We start from the raw sequence: 17841 nt of genomic DNA, 5'->3' as shown, positions 1-17841 counted from the left end.
CGTTTCGGACGCCGGCCCTCAACTGGCCACCCCATCCGACCGGAAGGTCCCCTCAGTGAGCGATGAAGCAGCCGTCCAGGCGCGGACGGCGGAAGGCGACGGAACCCTTCACGCGCCGGCCACAGTGCGCGAAGCGGTCGCACGCGCACTGCGGACGGCGCCCCACGAGCTGGACGACGACCGGGACCTCTTCGAACTCGGTCTCGACTCACTGATGCTGATGTCCCTGGTCGGCACCTGGCGGCGCGAAGGCAGCACGGTCACCTTCCAGGACCTCACCCGCACCCCGACCCTGGCCGCCTGGACCGCCCTGCTGGGACGGGGAGAACCCGCCGAGGCAGCCGCCACCGCACCACCCACGCCGCTCGACGCGGTGACGGGCGAAGGGCGGACGGAGACGTTCCCCCTGGCGGCGATGCAGCACGCCTACTGGATCGGCCGCCAGGACGGACAGCCCCTCGGTGGCGTCGCCGCGCACTTCTACGTCGAACTCGACGGCCACGACGTCGACCCCGTCCGGCTCGACACCGCCGTGCGTGCGCTCGTGCTGCGGCACGGCATGCTGAGGGCGGTCTTCGACGAGGAGGGACGGCAGCGCTTCGGCGCGCCGGGTACCTCCCTCACCGTCCACGACCTGCGTGAGTACACCGCCGCCGACGCCGCGGCCGAGCTGGAGCTGCTGCGCGAGCGCAACACCCACGCCCGCCCGGACATCACCTCCGGCGACGTCTTCCGCGTGGCCCTCTGCCTGCTCCCCGACGGCGGGACCCGGTTGCAGATCGACCTGGACATGATGGCCGGTGACGCGCTGAGCCTGCGGGTCCTCCTGGCCGACCTGCGCCGCTTCTACGAGTCTCCCGACGACCGGCCCCGTGAACTCGCCCTCGACTACCGCCGGTACCTGGCGGAGCACGACGCCCGACGACGGGCGGAACGCGAGCGGCACGCGGCCTGGTGGCGGGAGCGGCTGCCTGACCTGCCCCGCGCTCCGCGCCTGCCGACGGCCGTCGACCCGCTGACGCCGGTGAGCGCCGACGACACCGCGCTCACCCACTCCCGCCGCCTGCACCACTGGCTGGGCCCCTCCGACAAGGCGGCGCTGATCAGATCGGCGCGCCGGCACGGCATCACCCCCGCCGCCGCGCTCGCCACCGCCTTCGCCGAGGTCATCGCCACCTGGAGCGACAGCCGACGCTTCCTGCTCAACCTCCCGCTGTTCGACCGGGAGACGTTCACCCCGGACGTCGCGGGTCTGGTCGGCGACTTCAGCGGCTCGGTCCTGCTGGACGCGGACCTGAGCGCGTCCCTTCCCTTCTCCCGGCAGGCCCGTGGCGTGCAGGAACGGCTCCAGGAAGGCATCTCCCACGGCGCGTACGGCGGGGTGGAGGTGCTGCGCGACCTCGCGCGCGCCGAGGGGGCCCCGGTGCTGGCCCCGGTCGTGTACACCAGTGCCATCGGGCTGGGGGAGATCTTCGAGCAGGACGTGCAGAAGTCCTTCGGCCGCCCGTCCTGGATCATCTCCCAGGGCCCCCAGGTCTACCTGGACGCCCAGGTCACCGAACTCGACGGCGGCCTGCTCCTCAACTGGGACGTGCGGGACGGTGTGTTCGAGGCCGGTGTGCCGGACGCCGCGTTCGACGCCTACCGCCGCCTCGTCACCCGCCTGATCACGGACCCCGACGCGTGGGCCCGGCCGGTGGACGGCCTGCTCGCCCCCGACGTCCTGCCCCGGCGCGCGGTGGCGGCCCTGCCTCCCACGCCGGTCCCGGACCGCGCCCTGCACACCCGCTTCTTCCGGCTCGCCGAGACCGAGCCGGGCCGCACCGCGGTGGTCCGTACCACCGGCGACACCCTCACCTACCGCGAACTCGCCCACGCGGCCCGGCGGATCGCCGCGCTGCTGCACGCCCACGGCGTGCGGGAGGGCGACACCGTCGCCGTGACCCTGCCCAAGGGCGCCGACCAGATCACCGCGGTCCTCGGCATCCTGGCCGCGGGCGCGGCGTACGCTCCCGTCGGCGTGGAACAGCCCGCCGTACGCCGGGAACGCATCCACTCCGTGGCCGGCGCGTCCGCCGTACTCACCGACCGGGACCACGCCCCCCTCTGCGCGGACGCCCCGGCCCCGGTGCTGCTCCTGGAGGACGCGACGGGGCTCCGGCCCGCACAGGTCGTGCGGCCCGACCCCGCCCTGCCCGCCTACGTGCTGTTCACGTCGGGCTCCACGGGACTGTCCAAGGGCGTCGAGGTGTCGCACCGGGCGGTCGTCAACACCGTCGAGGCGATGGAGGAGCACCTCGGGCTCGGACCCGCCGACCGCACCCTCGCGATCTCCGCGCTCGACTTCGACCTGGCCGCGTGGGACGTCTTCACCCCGCTGTCCCTCGGCGGCCAGGTGGTCACCGTCGGACAGGACCACCGCCGGGACGCCCACCACTGGGCGCGGCTGATCCGTGAGCACGGGGTGACGCTGGTGCAGTGCGTGCCCGCCCTGCTCGACCTGCTGATGGCCGCGGGCGAGGACGAGGGCCTCGGGGACTCCGTGCGCATGGTGCTGCTCGGCGGGGACTGGGTCGGGCTCGACCAGCCCCGCAGGCTCCGCGCGCTCGTGCCCGGCTGCCGCTTCGTGGCGCTCGGCGGCATGACGGAGGCCGCGGTCCACTCCACGGTGTTCGAGGTGCGGGAGACCGACCCGGCCTGGAAGTCCGTCCCCTACGGCGTCCCCCTGCGCAACATGCGGGCCCGGGTCGTGGACGGACGGGGACGCGACTGCCCCGATCTCGTCCCCGGCGAGCTGTGGATCGGCGGCCCCGGTGTGGCCAACGGCTACCGTGCGGACCCCGGGCGTACGGCGGAACGCTTCGTCGAGTACGACGGCGAGCGCTGGTACCGCAGCGGCGATCTGGCCCGGTACCGGTCCGACGGCGTACTGGAGTTCCTCGGGCGCGCCGACCACCAGGTGAAGGTCGGCGGCCACCGCATCGAACTGGGCGAGGTCGAGTCCGCGCTGGAGGACGACCCCGCGGTCCTGCACGCGGTCGCCACCGTCCTCGACACACCCGGACGGCACCTGGCCGCGGCCGTGTCCGCACGCGGCGAGGCACCCGGCCCGGACGAGGTCCGTCTCCGGGCGGCCCGACGGCTTCCCGCCTACATGGTGCCCGAGCGCGTCCTCGTCCTGGCCGACCTGCCGCTGACCGCCAACGGCAAGCTCGACCGGACGGCGGTCCACCGGGCGCTGACCGGGGCCGCCGGGCAGGAGGGGCCGCGCACGTCGGCGCCGGACGGCCCGGTGGAGAGCGCCGTGGCGGCCGAGTGGGCCGAACTCCTCGACGTGCCCGAAGTGGGCCGGGAGAGCAGCTTCTTCCTGCTGGGCGGCGACTCGCTCGTCGCGACCCGGATGATCGGCCGGCTGCGCGCCGCCGGATTCCCCCACGCCCGCGTGGCCGACCTGTTCGCCCACCCCGTGCTCCGGCACTTCTGCGAGACCCTGCGCCCCACGACGGCCACCGGAGCGGCGGCGTCGCCCGTCGCCGCGCCCGCTCTGGTGCCCGACCCGGACCACGCCCACGAGCCCTTCCCGCTCACGGACGTCCAGACCGCCTACCACACCGGTCGCGACCCCCGCTTCACCCTCGGCGGCGTCGGCACCTGGCACTACACGGAGTTCGACGGCACGGACGTCGACCTGGAGCGGCTGGAGCGCGCCTGGAACACCCTCGTCCGGCGGCACGGGATGCTCCGCGCGGTCGTGGAGGACGGGCACCAGCGTGTCCTGCCCGACGTGCCGCCGGTGCGCGTACCGGTGGAGGACGCCCGCCCCGGCGAAGCGGCCGAGACCCTGGCCGGTCTGCGCGCCCGCCTGTCCCAGCAGGTCCGCGACCCCGCCCGGTGGCCGCTCTTCGCCCTCGAGGCGGTGCGCTACCGCGAGGACGCGAACGCCGGGAAGAGCGACGACGGGGACGCCGGGATGAGCGACGACGGGACACGGACCCGTATCGGCGTCGGCCTGGACTACCTCGTGCTCGACGCGCTCTCCATCACCACGCTCTACGCCGAACTGAGCACGCTCTACGCCGACCCGGATCACGAACTGCCGCCCGTGGACGTGTCGTTCCGCGACTACCTGACCCGCCTCCCCGCCGACCCGGAGGCGACCGCCCGGGCCCGCGCCCACTGGCAGGCCCGCCTGTCCGAACTGCCGCCCCCGCCCGCCCTGCCCTTCGCCCGGGACCCGGCGGCACTCGACGCGCCCGTCTTCACGCGGCGCCGGCTGAGCCTGCCCGCCGAGGACTGGCGGGCGGTCAAGCGCGAGGCGGCACGGCACGGCCTGACCCCCTCCACCGTCCTGCTGGCCCTGTACGCGGAGGTCCTGGAGACCTGGAGCGGGACCGACGCCGTGACCGTCACCCTCACCCTCTTCAACCGGCGGGACGTCCACCCCCATGTCCAGCGGGTGCTGGGGGACTTCACGTCCCTGTCACTCGCGGGCCACCGGCGCGAAGGCACGTCCTGGCCGGCCGCGGCAGCCGCCCTCCAGCGGCGTCAGGCGGCGGACCTGGACCACGCGGACGTGCCGATCGACTGGCTGCTGCGGGAGTTCGGCCGCCGCACGGGCACGGTGGACGCCGCCGCCCCCGTGGTGTTCACCAGCGCCATCGGCGTCGGGGACGCGACGCTGGCCGGACCGGGTACCGGCTTCCCCGCGAAGGTCTGGGGCATCTCCCAGTCCCCGCAGGTCTGCCTGGACAACCAGGTCACCGAGGAGTCCGGAGACCTGGTCGTCACCTGGGACGCCGTCGACGAGCTGTTCCCCGAAGGAGTGCTGGACGCGATGTTCGGCGCCTACGACCGGCTGCTGCGGTACGCCGTCGCCGGCGACTGGGACGCACCGCTGCCCGGCCTGCTGCCCGCCTCCCAGTACGAACGGCGGGCCGCGGCGGCACGCGAGGCCGCCCTGGACCCGGTGACGCCGCGCCCCCTGCACCAGACGTTCTTCACCCGCGCGACGACCACCCCCGACCGCACCGCCCTGGTCACGACCGCGGGGGAGGAGACGACGTACGGAACACTCGCCGACCGGTCGCTGCGGACGGCTGCCGCGCTCGTGGACGCCGGCGTGCGACCGGGAGACCTGGTCGCGGTCACCCTTCCCAAGGGACCGGAGCAGATCGCGGCGGTCCTCGGTGTGCTCGCGGCCGGTGCCGCCTACGTGCCGCTGAGCCTGGAACAGCCCGTCGCGCGGCTGGCACGGGTGCTAGCCACCGCCGCCTTCCCCGTGGTCGTGGGCGACTGGCCCGCTCCGGGAGGAACGGCCCCCCGCGCCCTGTCCTTCACGGACACGCAGGACCACGAGCCGCTGCCCGCACCGTGGACGACGCCTCCCCGCTCCCTCGCCTACGTGATCTTCACTTCGGGTTCCACGGGGGAGCCCAAGGGCGTCGAGATCACCCACGCCGCCGCCTGGAACACGATCGCGGACATCAACGCCCGGCACGGCATCCGCGGGGACGACCGCGTCTTCGCCCTGTCGGCACTGGACTTCGACCTCTCCGTGTACGACATCTTCGGCCCGCTCGCCGCGGGCGGCTCCCTCCTGCTGCCCACCGAGGACCAGCGGCGTGAACCGGCTCGCTGGCCCGGCCTGCTGGAGCGGTACGGCGTCACCGTGTGGAACACCGTCCCGGCCCTGCTCGACCTGCTGCTCGACGCCGACGAACAGGGCGGCGGGGAAGGCGGCCGGATCGCCGGGCTGCGGACCGCACTGGTCTCCGGCGACTGGATCGGCCTCGACCTGCCCGCCCGGCTGCGGGCCCGGACCGCGCGGCCCTGCGCCTTCGTCGCCATGGGCGGCGCCACCGAAGCCGCCATCTGGTCCAACACCCTCACCGTCACCGAACCGGACCCCCGCTGGGTCTCCATCCCCTACGGCCGCCCCCTGACCGGGCAGCACTACCGCGTGGTCGGCCGGGACGGCCGGGACTGCCCCGACTGGACGCCCGGCGAACTGTGGATCGGCGGCGCGGGGCTGGCCCGCGGCTACCTGGCCGACCCGGCCCGCACCGCCGAGAAGTTCGTCGAACAGGACGGGCGCCGCTGGTACCGGACGGGTGACCTGGGCCGGTACCGGGGCGACGGACTGCTGGAGTTCCTCGGCCGGCTCGACAGCCAGCTGAAGATCGCCGGCCACCGGATCGAGGCCGGCGAGATCGAGGCCGCCCTGGAAGCACACCCGGCCGTGCTGCGCGCCGCCGTCGTGGCCGTGGGGGAGCGCACCGACAAGCGCCTGGCCGCCTTCGCGGTACCGCAGGACCCCACCGCGGGCACCGCACCGGCCCAGGAGCGGACTCCCCACGGGCCGGTCCAGAACCCCGAACCGGCCCAGGAGCAGGCTCCCCACGGGCCGGTCGAGGACCCCGAGCTCACCGAGAGCCTCTTCGCCCTGCTGGCCGAACGGGTCCCCGCCCACGCCGTTCCGTCCCGCATCCGGCTCCTGTCCGCCCTGCCCCTCACGGCGAACGGAAAGGTCGACCGGGCGGCCCTGGCCGCTCTGGCGGGACCGGAGACGGTGTCCGAGGGAGCCGAGCCGCCACGCGGCCGGACCGAGGCGGCCCTCGCCGGACTCTGGAGCGCGTACCTGCCGCACTGGGTGCCCGACCGCAACGCCAACTTCTTCACCACCGGCGGCGACAGCCTCACCGCACTGCGCCTGCTGACCGCGATCGAGCGCCGTCTCGGGGCCGCCGTGCCCGTCCGCCGCTTCTTCGCCGCACCGACCGTCGCCGCGCTCGCCGCGGACGTCAACCGAACGCTCGCGGCCCACGAGACCGCCTACGAGACCGGAGAGCTGTGAACATCGCTGAACTGCTGGCCCGCTACGCCGACGACGGCGTGGTGCTGTGGGCCCAGGACGGACAACTGCGTTTCCGGGCCCCGCAGGGCCGGCTCACCGACGCGCACCGGGCCGAACTGCGCACGCACAAGGAAGCCCTCCTGCGCCACCTGGAGGCCGGGGAACCGGCCCTGCGCGCCGACCCGGACAACCGCCACGAACCGTTCCCGCTGACCGACATCCAGGCCGCCTACCTCATCGGCCGCACCGACGCCTACGCCTACGGCGGCGTCGGCTGCCACGCCTACGTCGAACTGGAATACCCCGACCTGGACGTCGACCGCGTCACCTCCGTGTGGCGGGAACTGGTCCAACGGCACGACATGCTCCGCGCCGTCGTCCCCCCCGACGGCTACCAGCGGGTCCTGCCCGACGTGCCCGCCCTCGTGGTCGGCGCCGACGACCTGACCGCGCTCCCGGCCGCCACCGCCGAGGCGGAGGCGGAGCGCACCCGTACGCGGCTGGCCACCCGCGAGGCACCCACCGACCGGTGGCCGCTCTTCGACGTGCACGTGACCCGCACCGCCGAGCGTGCCGTCCTCCACCTCTCCTTCGACATGCTCGTCGTCGACCACGCCGGCCTGCGCGTCCTGCTGGCCGAGTTCCAGCAGAGCTACGGAGGCGCCGCCCTCTCCGACGCCCCGCGGATCACCTTCCGCGACTACGTCCTGGCCCGCCGCGCCCTCACCGACGGCGACGCGCACACCCGCGACCGCGCCTACTGGCACGAACGCCTCGACACCCTGCCACCCGCTCCCGAACTGCCCCTCGCCGAAGCCTGGGAAGCCGCGGTCACCGATCCCGGAGAGCCGGACCGCGCTCCGGCCCCCGACGGCCCGGTGACGTTCCGGCGGCTGGAGATCCTGCTGCCCGCGGCCGACCGGGACCGCCTCGCCGAGCGGGCCGCGCGGCGCGGACTGACCGTGTCGACGGCCCTGCTCACCGCGTACGCCGAGACGGTCGGCGCCTGGTCGCGCACCAGCCGCTTCACGCTCAACGTACCCACCGTCGACCGGCCCGACCTGCACGAGGACATCGGCCGCCTCGTCGGGGACTTCACCTCGCTCGAACTCCTCACCGTCGACCTCGACGCCCCGGCCACCTTCGCCGAACGGACCAGGGCGGTGGGAGAGCAGCTCCTGGAAGACCTGGCGCATCCCCTGTTCACCGGCTCCGAGGTGCTGGCCGAGCTCTCCCGCACAGCCGGCGCCCCGGTACTCATGCCGGTCGTCTTCACCAGCGCCCTGGGCACCGGCGCCACCTCCGAGGGCGTACCCCCCGAGGTGAGGTACGCCGTGACCCGGACGCCGCAGGTATGGCTCGACTGCCAGGTCATGCACCGCGGCGACACCCTGAGCCTGTCCTGGGACATCCGGGAGGGTGCGCTCGCCCACGGGGTGGCCGACGCCATGTTCGAGGCGTACACGGCACTCGTACGGTCGCTGGCGGCCGAGCGGGAAGCCGGCGACGCCGCCTGGGACGCCCCGGCCCGCATCCCCCTGCCCGCGGCACAGGCGGTACGCCGACGCGCGGTCAACGCGACCGAGGGGCCCCTGCCGGACGCCCTGCTCCACGAACCCGTACTCGCCCAGGCACGGGCCACACCGGAGGCGATCGCCGTCCGGGCCCCCGGACTCGCCCTCACCTACCGACAGCTCGTGGCCCGCGCGAGCGCTCTGGCCGAGGCCCTGACGGCAGCCGGGCTGCGTCCCGGGGAGCCCGTGGCGATCTGGGCGGACAAGGGCTGGGAGCAGGTCGTCGCGGTCTTCGGCACCCTCATGGCGGGCGGCGCCTACCTGCCCGTCGACACCGCTCAGCCACCGGCCCGCCGGGACACGATCATCGCGGACGCGGGCGTCCGCACGGTCCTCACCCAGTCCTGGCTCGCCGAACTCGACGACCTCCCGGAGAACGTCACGGCCGTCGCCGTCGACCTCCTCCCCGAAGACCCGGCGGCCACAGCGGACACGGGCGGAGCCCGGCGCGACCCCGACGACCTCGCCTACATCATCTACACCTCGGGCTCCACCGGTACGCCCAAGGGCGTGATGATCAGTCACCGCGCCGCCCTCAACACCGTGGAGGACATCAACCGCCGCCACGCCGTCACCGGACGCGACCGTGTCCTCGGCATCGCGGGCCTCGGCTTCGACCTGTCCGTCTACGACCTGTTCGGACCGCTCGCGGTGGGCGCCGCCCTCGTCCTGCCCGCGGCCGACCGGCGCGGCGACCCCTCCCACTGGGCCGAGCTGGTCCGCGACCACGGGGTGACCGTCTGGAACTCGGTCCCCGGCCAGCTCCACATGCTGTGCGACTGGCTGCGCTCCGAGCCCCCTGCCGACGGCGTCTCGCTGCGGCTCGCGCTGATATCCGGTGACTGGATACCGGTCGCCCTGCCCGACCAGGCCCGCGCACTCCTGCCGGGGCTGGAGATCGTCTCGCTCGGCGGCGCCACCGAGGGCTCCATCTGGTCCATCGCCCACCCGATCGGCGACGTGGACACGGCCCGCCCGAGCATCCCGTACGGCAAGCCCCTGACCAACCAGACGTTCGCCGTGCTAGACCGGTACCTGCGGCCCCGCCCCGAATGGGTGCCGGGCGAGCTGTACATCGGCGGCGACGGCGTCGCCCTGGGCTACTTCGGCGACGAGGAGCGCACGGCGCAGAGGTTCCTCACCGACCCCGTCACCGGAGGACGGCTGTACCGCACGGGTGACCTCGGGCGGTACCTCCCCGACGGGACCATCGAGTTCCTGGGCCGCGAGGACGCCCAGGTCAAGATCCGCGGCTACCGGGTCGAACTCGCCGAGGTGGAGGCCGCCGTACAGGCCCACCCTGCGGTCGCGGCGGGCGCCGTGGTCGTCGACGACTCGGCGGCGGGGGGACGGCGCCTGGCCGCGTTCGTGGAGACGGCCCGCAAGGACGGTGGGACGACCGGTCCTTCCGGGGTGCCCCCCAGGGACGGCGACGCGTCCGTCGTGGCGGGACGGGCCCAGGCGCGCAGGGCGGCGGCCGACGCCGTGAGCGAAGCCTCCGCGGCCGTCGACGCCGCGCGGCTCACCGACTTCCTGGCCGCCCTCGACGAGATGGCGCTCGCCGAGATGACGCACGTCCTCGCCGCCTCCGGAGTGTTCGACGGGGGAGCGGCACGCACGGCGGAGGAAGTGGGCACGGCCCTGCGCGCCACGCCACGTCACCGGCACATCGTGCGGCGCTGGCTGCGCGCCCTGGCCGCCCGCGACCGGCTCACCCACCGGGCCCCGGACGGCACCTACACCGGCCTCGTCCCCGTCTCCGACACCGAGCGGGAGCGCCGCCGGCACCGAGCCGCGGCACTGGAGCGGGAGATCGGCTGGAGCACGGAGCTGCTCACCGTCATGCACACCTGTGCCGAGCGGCTGCCCGAACTGGTCTCCGGCGAGACGGGCATCCAGGAGCTGCTCTTCCCCGGCGCCGCCACGGAGGCCGCGGACGCCGCCTACCGCGACAACCTCGCCATCCGGCACCTCAACCGCGCGGTGGTCGCCGCGCTGCGCGAGATCGCCGCCGGTCACACCGGCGAGGAGCGGCTGCGCGTCCTCGAAGTGGGCGGCGGTGTCGGCGGCACCACCGGCGAACTGGTGCCCGTCCTGGCCGAGTACGGCGTCGACTACCTGTTCACCGACGCCTCCGCGTTCTTCCTGAACGAGGCCCGCGAGCGCTTCGCCGACCACTCCTGGGTCCGCTACCAGCGCTTCGACGTCGACGAGGACCCCCGCGCCCAGCAGCTGCCGCCGAACACCTTCGACGTCGTGATCTGCGCCAACACGCTGCACGCCGCCGCCGACGCGGACGCCGCCGTGGGCCGGCTGCGGGAACTGCTGGTACCGGGCGGACAGCTCGTGTTCGTGGAGAACACCCGCGACGAGAACCTCCCGCTGCTCGTCTCCATGGAGTTCCTGGAGGTCGCCGGCCGGACCTGGACCGACGTGCGCGAGCACACCGGGCAGTCCTTCCTCACCCACGCCCAGTGGCGTGAACTCCTCGCCGCGCACGGGGCGTCCGAGATCACCTCACTGCCCGACGCCCGGGACGCCCTGGCACTCACCGGCCAGGAGGTCTTCCTCGCCACGCTGAAGGACGACCGCTACCACGTCCCCGTGGGCGAGCTGGCCCGCACGGCGGCCACCCGGCTCCCCGAGTACATGCTCCCCTCGGTGTGGCAGGTCGTCGACACCCTGCCCCGCACGGCCAACGGCAAGACCGACCGCTCCCGGCTGCGGACCTGGCTGCCTCGCGAGAGCGCCCCCGTCGTCGTGGACGAGCAGCCGAAGGACGAGCTGGAGAACAGCCTCGCCGAGCTGTGGACGGAACTCCTCGCGGTCGACCGCGTCACCCGCAACGACGACTTCTTCGACCTCGGCGGAGACTCGCTCCTCGTCGCACGCATGGTGGGCCGGCTGCGCGAACGCGTACCGCGGGCGGCCGACCTGGAGTGGGAGGTCGTCCTGCGCCATATGCTGCGCCGCCCCACGGTCGCCGGTCTCGCCGGGTTCCTGCGCGGCCTGGCCGGTGCCGAGGACACGCCCGTGGCGGACGCCGTGCGCACGAACCCGGTGATCCACCTGCACGGCTCGCGCTCCGAGGACGAGCCGACGACCGTGCTGGTGCACGCGGGGACCGCGACGATCATGCCGTACCGGGCGCTGATCACCGAGATCAGGCGCCGCTCACCGGGCCTCGCCGAGGTCGTCGGCGTCGAGGTCCCGGACCTGAACGGGTTCCTGGCCGCGCCGCCGGAGGGACTCATCGAGCAGATGGCGGCCGACTACGCACGGGCCCTGACGGCAGAGGGCCGCAGCCGCTTCCACGTCGTCGGCTACTGCCTGGGCGGCCTGATCGCCACCGAAGTGGCCCGCAACCTGGCCGAGTCGGGGGCGGAGGTGGAGAGCCTCACCGTCGTCAGCAGCCACAGCCCCCGCTTCCGGCTCGACGACGAACTCCTCGCCGAGTACTCCTTCGCCGTCATGATGGGCATCGACCCGGCCGACCTCGGCTTCCCGGACGACCAGTACCGGGTGGCCGCGGCCGCCGACGCCGTCCTGGCCGCCAGCCCCGGTGTGCTGCCGGACGGCGGACTCGCGGCGCTGCCCGAGGAGTTCGAGGACGTCGCGAGCCCGTTCCGGCACCTCGCCGACGTGCCCCGGGCCACCCGAATCGCCCGGATGTGCGAGGCGGTGCCCGCCTCGGCCGGCACCTACGAGCCCGACCACATGACCCGGCTCTTCCTCGCCTTCCGGCAGAGCGTCTTCGCCATCACCCGTTACGACGCCGAGCCCTACGCGGGCGACATCACCTTCCTGCGCCACGACGGCGCCTACCCCTTCCCCGGCAGCAAGGACGCCGTCACCACCTACTGGGAGGAACTGACCTTGGGCGACCTGGACATCCTCGACATCGGCGGCGACCACTACAGCTGCCTGTCCGTCGAGCACGCGCCCGGGATCCTCAAGACCCTCGGCGAGCTGACCCGGGGGGCGATCACCCGATGACCAGGACCGTGATCGGGGTCCTGGGCGCCACCGGGGCGGTCGGCCGGGCCGCCGTACGGGAGCTGCGCGCCCTCGGCCACACCGGGCTCCGCCTGGGCGGGCGGACCCAGGCCGCCCTGCGCGCGGTCGCCGAAGAGGACCCCGGCGGCCACGACGGGACGGCCCGGGCCGACGCCACCGCACCGGACGGCCTGCGCGCCTTCACCGAGGGCTGCGACATCGTCCTCAACTGCGTCGGCCCCACCTACCGGCTCCGCGCCACGGTGGCCTCCGCGGCACTCGCCGCCGGCGCCCACTGCGTCGACGTGGCCGGGGACGACCCGGCCGCCGAGGACCTCCTCGCGGACGGCGACCCCGCCCGCGACGGCCGCGCCGTCGTCCTGTCGGCGGGAGCACTGCCCGGACTGTCGAGCCTGCTGCCGCGCTGGCTGGCCGGGCGGGGACTGGACGACGCCACCGCACTGACCGCGTACTGCGGTGGCCTGGAAACCTGTTCGCCGACGGTGGCGCACGACCTCATGCTGTCCCTCACCTCCGGCGGCGCGGACGGTGCGGCCTACGGCGAGGCGCTGGCGGCCGTCCGCGGCGGGCGCCGGGTGCCGCGCGTCCTGCGCACGGCCGAGGACACGGAACACGAGGCGTTCTCCGGACGGGTCGCGGTGCAGCCCTACCTCAGCGGGGAGAGCGAACGCCTCGCCACCGTCCTGGGCCTGGACCGCCTCGACTGGTACAACGTGCACCCCGGCCCCGCCGTACGCGCGCTGCTCAACCTCCTGCCCGGACGGCTCGCGGCCGGTGACGACCCGGACCGGCTCGCGGAGCGGCTGATCCTCGCTGCCGATCTCGACCTGGCCGGACGCAAGCCCTACTACGTCATGGACTTCGCACTGGCGGGCACGGCGTCGGGCCGGCCGGCGACCGCGGGAGCGACCCTGCGCGCGGCCAGCAGCTACCGCCTCACGGCGGCCGTGGGCGCGCTCGCGGTGGACGCGGTACTGCGGGGCGGCATCCCGGCGGGCGTGCACTTCGCCTGCGACGTGCTGGACCCGGACACCGTGGTCGGGCACCTGCGGTCGCACGGGGCGGCCGACCTCCGGCTCACCGGCGCGGCGGCCGGCGCCGACCGGGTGGAAGAAGGTGTGCTGTGAGCGCGTCGTCGCCGCTGAGCGTACTGGTCTGCGGCACCAACTTCGGCCGCTTCTACGCCGAGGCGGTACGCCGGCGCCCCGGCTACGTCCTGGCCGGCATTCTGAGCCGGGGCTCGGCAGCCTCCCGTGCGTACGCCCAGAGCCTCGGCGTCCCGTTCCTCACGGATGTCGACGACCTCCCGGCGGGCATCGACGCCGCCTGCGTCGCGGTGAGTTCGTCCATATCGGGCGGTGGGGGAACCGAGCTGGCCCGGACACTCATGGACCGGGGCATCCACGTCCTCCAGGAACACCCCGTCCACCTCACCGAGTTGACGGGCAACCTCAGACACGCCCGCGAGCGGGGAGTGCAGTACCGCCTCAACACCCACTACCCGCACGTCGCCCCCGTCCGCGCCTTCGTCGAGGCGGCCCGTCGGCTCGTCGCACAACAGCGGCCGCTCTTCGTGGACGCCGCCACCCCCGTCCACCTGATGCACCCCCTGGTGGACATCCTCGGCCGGGCGACGGGCACGCTGCGGCCCTGGCGGTTCGCGGACCCGGCGCCACTGCCCGCCGAGATCGGGCCGCAGCCGTTCCGCTCCCTGCACGGCGTGTTCGCAGGCGTGCCCCTCACCCTGCGGGTGCACCACCAGCTCGACCCCGCCGACCGGGACAACCACGCCCTGCACTGGCACCGGATCTCCCTGGGAACCGAGGGCGGCGTGCTCACCCTGGCCGACACCCACGGCCCCGTGCTGTGGAGCCCCCGGCTGCACATCGGGCGGGACGCGGACCGGCGGTTCGTCCTGGACGGTCCGGGCACCGGCCGGCTCGGGCTCGGGACCACGGCCGTGGTCGGCACCACGGGGTCCTTCCGTACGGTCTTCTCCGATCTGTGGCCCGAAGCGATCGGCACGGCCCTCGACGGACTCCGCGAGGCGGTCGCGCGGGGCGGCGACGCCTTGCGCGCGGGCCAGTACGACCTGGCGGTGTGCCGCATCTGGACCGACCTCGCCGCCCGGCTGGGACCACCCGAGATCGTCCGCCCGGCCGTGCCCCGGCCCCTGGCGGTCAGTGACGTCTTCCCCGTCCCGGAGGGATTCCCGCCCGGGACGACGTCCCGTCCGGGACCGGCCTCCCCGCCCGGCGGCCGGGCGGCCCCCGCCGGGGAGCCGGACGGTCCTTCACCGCGGACCACTGCGCCCCGGCCCGCGGACACCGCCGCGTACTCTCCGTCGGCCGAGTTCTTCGACCTAGTCGCTGCCGAGCACACCGCGACCTCCAGCGCCCCCGCGATCGCCGCCCTCCTCGCCGACGCCGATCTGAGCACCGGTCCGGTCGTCGACATCGGCGCGGGCACCGGTCTGGTGACCGAGGCCGTCGCCCGGGCCCGGTCGGACGCGGAGATCATCGCCTGCGAACCGTCGGTCGGCATGCGCGCCGTGCTGACCAGCCGGGTCTTCAGCGACGAGGACCTGCGTGCCCGGGTGACCGTCACCGCGGACTCCGCCCCGGACCTGGAACTCCCGGACCGGATCGGCGTCGTCCTGCTCTGCGGGGTCCTCGGCCACCTCGACGCCGGAGAACGGGCCCGGCTGTGGCGGCGGCTGACCCGGCGGCTGGCTCCCGGCGGGCTCGTGGTTGTCGAACTCATGCAGTTCGAAAGCCCGTTGACCCTTCCCGAAACCCGGCTCGCCACCGCCGTAGCCGGACACCACCGCTACGAGTGGTCGTTCGGCGGAGCACCGGACGAGACGGACGCCGCGGTGATGCGCCTGCACTCCACCTGGCGGGTCTACCGGGACGGCGCCGCCCGACCGGAACGCGAGGTGCGCGACTCCTACCGCTGGGCGCCCTTCGGGCTGAAGGACGTGGCGACCGAGTCCGGCCTGACGGCACGTGCCCTGCCCACCCGCCCCGGAGCACCCCCGCTGGCCGTGCTCACCCGGGCACCGGGCAGCCCCGGCCCGGCCGACCGACCGCAACTGCCGCACGCGCGGCCCTCGTCCGGCGGCCCGGCCGCCTCGCACACCGCCCCTTCACTCGTCTTCTCCTCCACCGACGGACAGGACACCGCATGAACAGCCAGGACACCGCATGAACAGCCAGGACACCGCATGAACAGCCAGGACACCCCCATGAACAGCCCAGAGACCTCCACGGCGTCCCACGCCCCCGGCCCCCTCGGCACGGATGCCGCGCCGGAATCCGCCGCCCCGCCCCGGGACTTCCCGGTCCAGCGCGGCTGCCCCTTCGCCGCGCCCGCCGAGTACGCCGCCCTGCGCACCCACGACCCGGTCGCCCGTGTCACCCTGCCGACCAAGAAGGAAGCCTGGGTGGTCACCCGTTACGACGACGTACGCGAACTGCTCTCCGACCCCCGTGCCAGCGCCGACATCCGACGCCCCGGCTTTCCCGCCCTCGGAGAGGGCGAACAGGAGGCCGGGGCCAGGTTCCGTCCCTTCATCCGCACCGACGCCCCCGAGCACACCAAGTACCGGCGGATGCTCCTGCCGGTGTTCACGGTGCGCCGGGTCCGGGCGATGCGCCCCGCCGTACAGGCACGCGTGGACGAGATCCTGGACGACATGCTCGCCGCCGGCGGCCCCGCGGACCTCGTCCCCGCCTACGCCAACGCCGTCTCCACCTCGGTGATCTGCGAACTGCTCGGTGTCCCCCGCGAGAACCTGGAGTACTTCCGGGACGTCACCCGGATCTCCGGCTCCCGCAACAGCACCGCCGAGCAGGTCTCCGAGGCCCTCGGCGGCCTCTTCGGCCTGCTCGCCGAACTGGTCGGCAAGCGGCGGGAGGAGCCCCGCGACGACCTGATCTCCAAGCTCGTCACCGAGCAGCTCGTCCCCGGCCACGTGACCACGGACCAGTTGCTGTCCACCCTCGGCATCACCATCAACGCCGGGCGCGAGACCACGACCAGCATGATCGCCCTGAGCACGCTGCTCCTCCTGGACCGGCCGGAGCTGAGGGAGGAACTGCGCCGGGACTCCTCCCTGATGCCCGCCGCCGTCGACGAACTCCTGCGCGTCCTGTCCGTCGCCGACTCCATTCCCCTGCGCGTGGCCGCCGAGGACATCGACCTGTCCGGCCGGACGATCCCCGCAGACGACGGCGTCATCGCCCTCCTGGCCGGGGCCAACCACGATCCCGAGCAGTTCGAGGAGCCGGAGCGCGTCGACTTCCACCGCACCGACAACCACCACGTCGCGTTCGGCCACGGCGTCCACCAGTGCGTCGGACAGCACCTGGCCCGGCTGGAGCTGGAGGTCGCCCTGGAGACCCTCATCCGCCGCGTCCCCACCCTCCGGCTCGCCGGGGACCGGGACGACGTCGTCGTCAAGCACGACTCGGCCACCTTCGGCCTCGAGGAACTGAGGGTGACCTGGTGACCGTCCCGCACAAGGCGTCCACGCGGCCCTCTCCCCGCGCGGCCCGGGCCGACAGCCCCTGGATCAGGCGGTGGAGCGGCGGGTCCGCCCCCCGGTACACGCTCGTCTGCCTGCCCCACGCGGGCGGCACCGCCGGCTTCTACCGGTCCTGGGCGGCGCTGACGCCCCCCGAGGTGGAACTCCTCGCCATCCAGTACCCCGGCCGCGAGGACCGCTTCGAGGACCCCGAGGCGGCTGACATGCGCGAGCTGGTGAGCGCGGTGGCGGACGCCCTCGGACCGCTGCTCGACCGGCCGTACGCCCTCTTCGGGCACAGCATGGGATCCGCCGTCGCCTGGGAGCTGGCCCACGAGCTCACCGGCCGCGGAGTCCCCGGCCCACGCCGGCTGTTCGCGTCCGGCCGGGCCGCCCCCGGCACCGCCGTGACCGGAGACCTGCACCGCCAGGACGACGAGACACTGAGCGCCGAACTGGCCCGCCTCGGCGGCACCGATCGCGAGGTCCTGGACGACCCCGGGCTGCGCTCCCTCGTGCTCAGGGCCGTACGCCACGACTACCGGATCATCGAGACCCACCGGCCCGCGGACCGGCCGCCACTGTCCTGCCCCCTGCACGTCCTGACCGGCAGCGCGGACCCCGAACTCGGCGAGGAACGCAGCCGCGACCGGGCAGGCGGCTGGGCGGACCTCACCACCGCCCGCACCGAGGTGCGGGTCTTCCCCGGCGACCACTTCTACCTCACACCCCGGCGCCGCGAGGTCGTCGCCGCCGTCCTGCGCAGGCTGGACCCCTCGCTGACCACCGGCGGCGCACACACCTGGCCGAGCACCCCGTGAACCGTGACCACGCGGCGGGCCCGGCCCCGTGCCGCACGCCCACCCGCA

Annotated in this window: 6 protein-coding genes; all 6 read left to right on the top strand. The window is 74.3% G+C overall.

Going from position 1 to position 17841, the window contains the following annotated elements:
- Positions 1-55: 55 nt before the first annotated feature.
- The 6 genes from OHA99_RS08005 to OHA99_RS07980 are packed head-to-tail and all read left to right on the top strand — an operon-like array spanning position 56 to position 17793.
- Positions 56-6853: an amino acid adenylation domain-containing protein gene (locus OHA99_RS08005; protein WP_405694946.1), complete on the top strand. Its 6798-nt coding sequence runs from the start codon at positions 56-58 to the stop codon at positions 6851-6853.
- The gene (locus OHA99_RS08000; RefSeq protein ID WP_405694943.1) at positions 6850-12423 is read left to right on the top strand and encodes an amino acid adenylation domain-containing protein; all 5574 of its coding nucleotides are present in this window, start codon (positions 6850-6852) and stop codon (positions 12421-12423) included. Before OHA99_RS08005 ends, OHA99_RS08000 begins: the two co-directional genes overlap by 4 nt.
- A complete protein-coding gene (locus OHA99_RS07995; protein ID WP_405694941.1) occupies positions 12420-13571 on the top strand; it encodes a saccharopine dehydrogenase NADP-binding domain-containing protein in 1152 nt (383 codons plus the stop codon). The genes OHA99_RS08000 and OHA99_RS07995 overlap by 4 nt, the downstream gene beginning before the upstream one ends.
- On the top strand, positions 13568-15634 hold the full coding sequence (locus OHA99_RS07990) for a Gfo/Idh/MocA family oxidoreductase (RefSeq protein WP_405694940.1): 2067 nt from the start codon (positions 13568-13570) through the stop codon (positions 15632-15634). The genes OHA99_RS07995 and OHA99_RS07990 overlap by 4 nt, the downstream gene beginning before the upstream one ends.
- A gap of 57 nt (positions 15635-15691) precedes the next feature.
- Positions 15692-16957, top strand: coding sequence for a cytochrome P450 (locus tag OHA99_RS07985; protein WP_405694938.1), 1266 nt, complete (start codon positions 15692-15694; stop codon positions 16955-16957).
- Positions 16954-17793: a thioesterase II family protein gene (locus tag OHA99_RS07980; protein WP_153177500.1), complete on the top strand. Its 840-nt coding sequence runs from the start codon at positions 16954-16956 to the stop codon at positions 17791-17793. Before OHA99_RS07985 ends, OHA99_RS07980 begins: the two co-directional genes overlap by 4 nt.
- Positions 17794-17841 lie beyond the last annotated feature (48 nt).

Source organism: Streptomyces coelicoflavus (assembly GCF_045041415.1).
Taxonomy (GTDB): domain Bacteria; phylum Actinomycetota; class Actinomycetes; order Streptomycetales; family Streptomycetaceae; genus Streptomyces; species Streptomyces coelicoflavus.
The sequence above is the reverse complement of the archived record's forward strand: the minus strand, read 5'-3'. Positions and strand labels throughout refer to the sequence as shown.

What these genes read in the sequence shown, in the direction of transcription:
- OHA99_RS07995 (WP_405694941.1), top strand. Translation starts at nt 12,420, where the DNA reads ATGACCAGGACCGTGATCGGGGTCCTGGGCGCCACCGGGGCGGTCGGC.
- OHA99_RS07985 (WP_405694938.1), top strand. Translation starts at nt 15,692, where the DNA reads ATGAACAGCCCAGAGACCTCCACGGCGTCCCACGCCCCCGGCCCCCTC.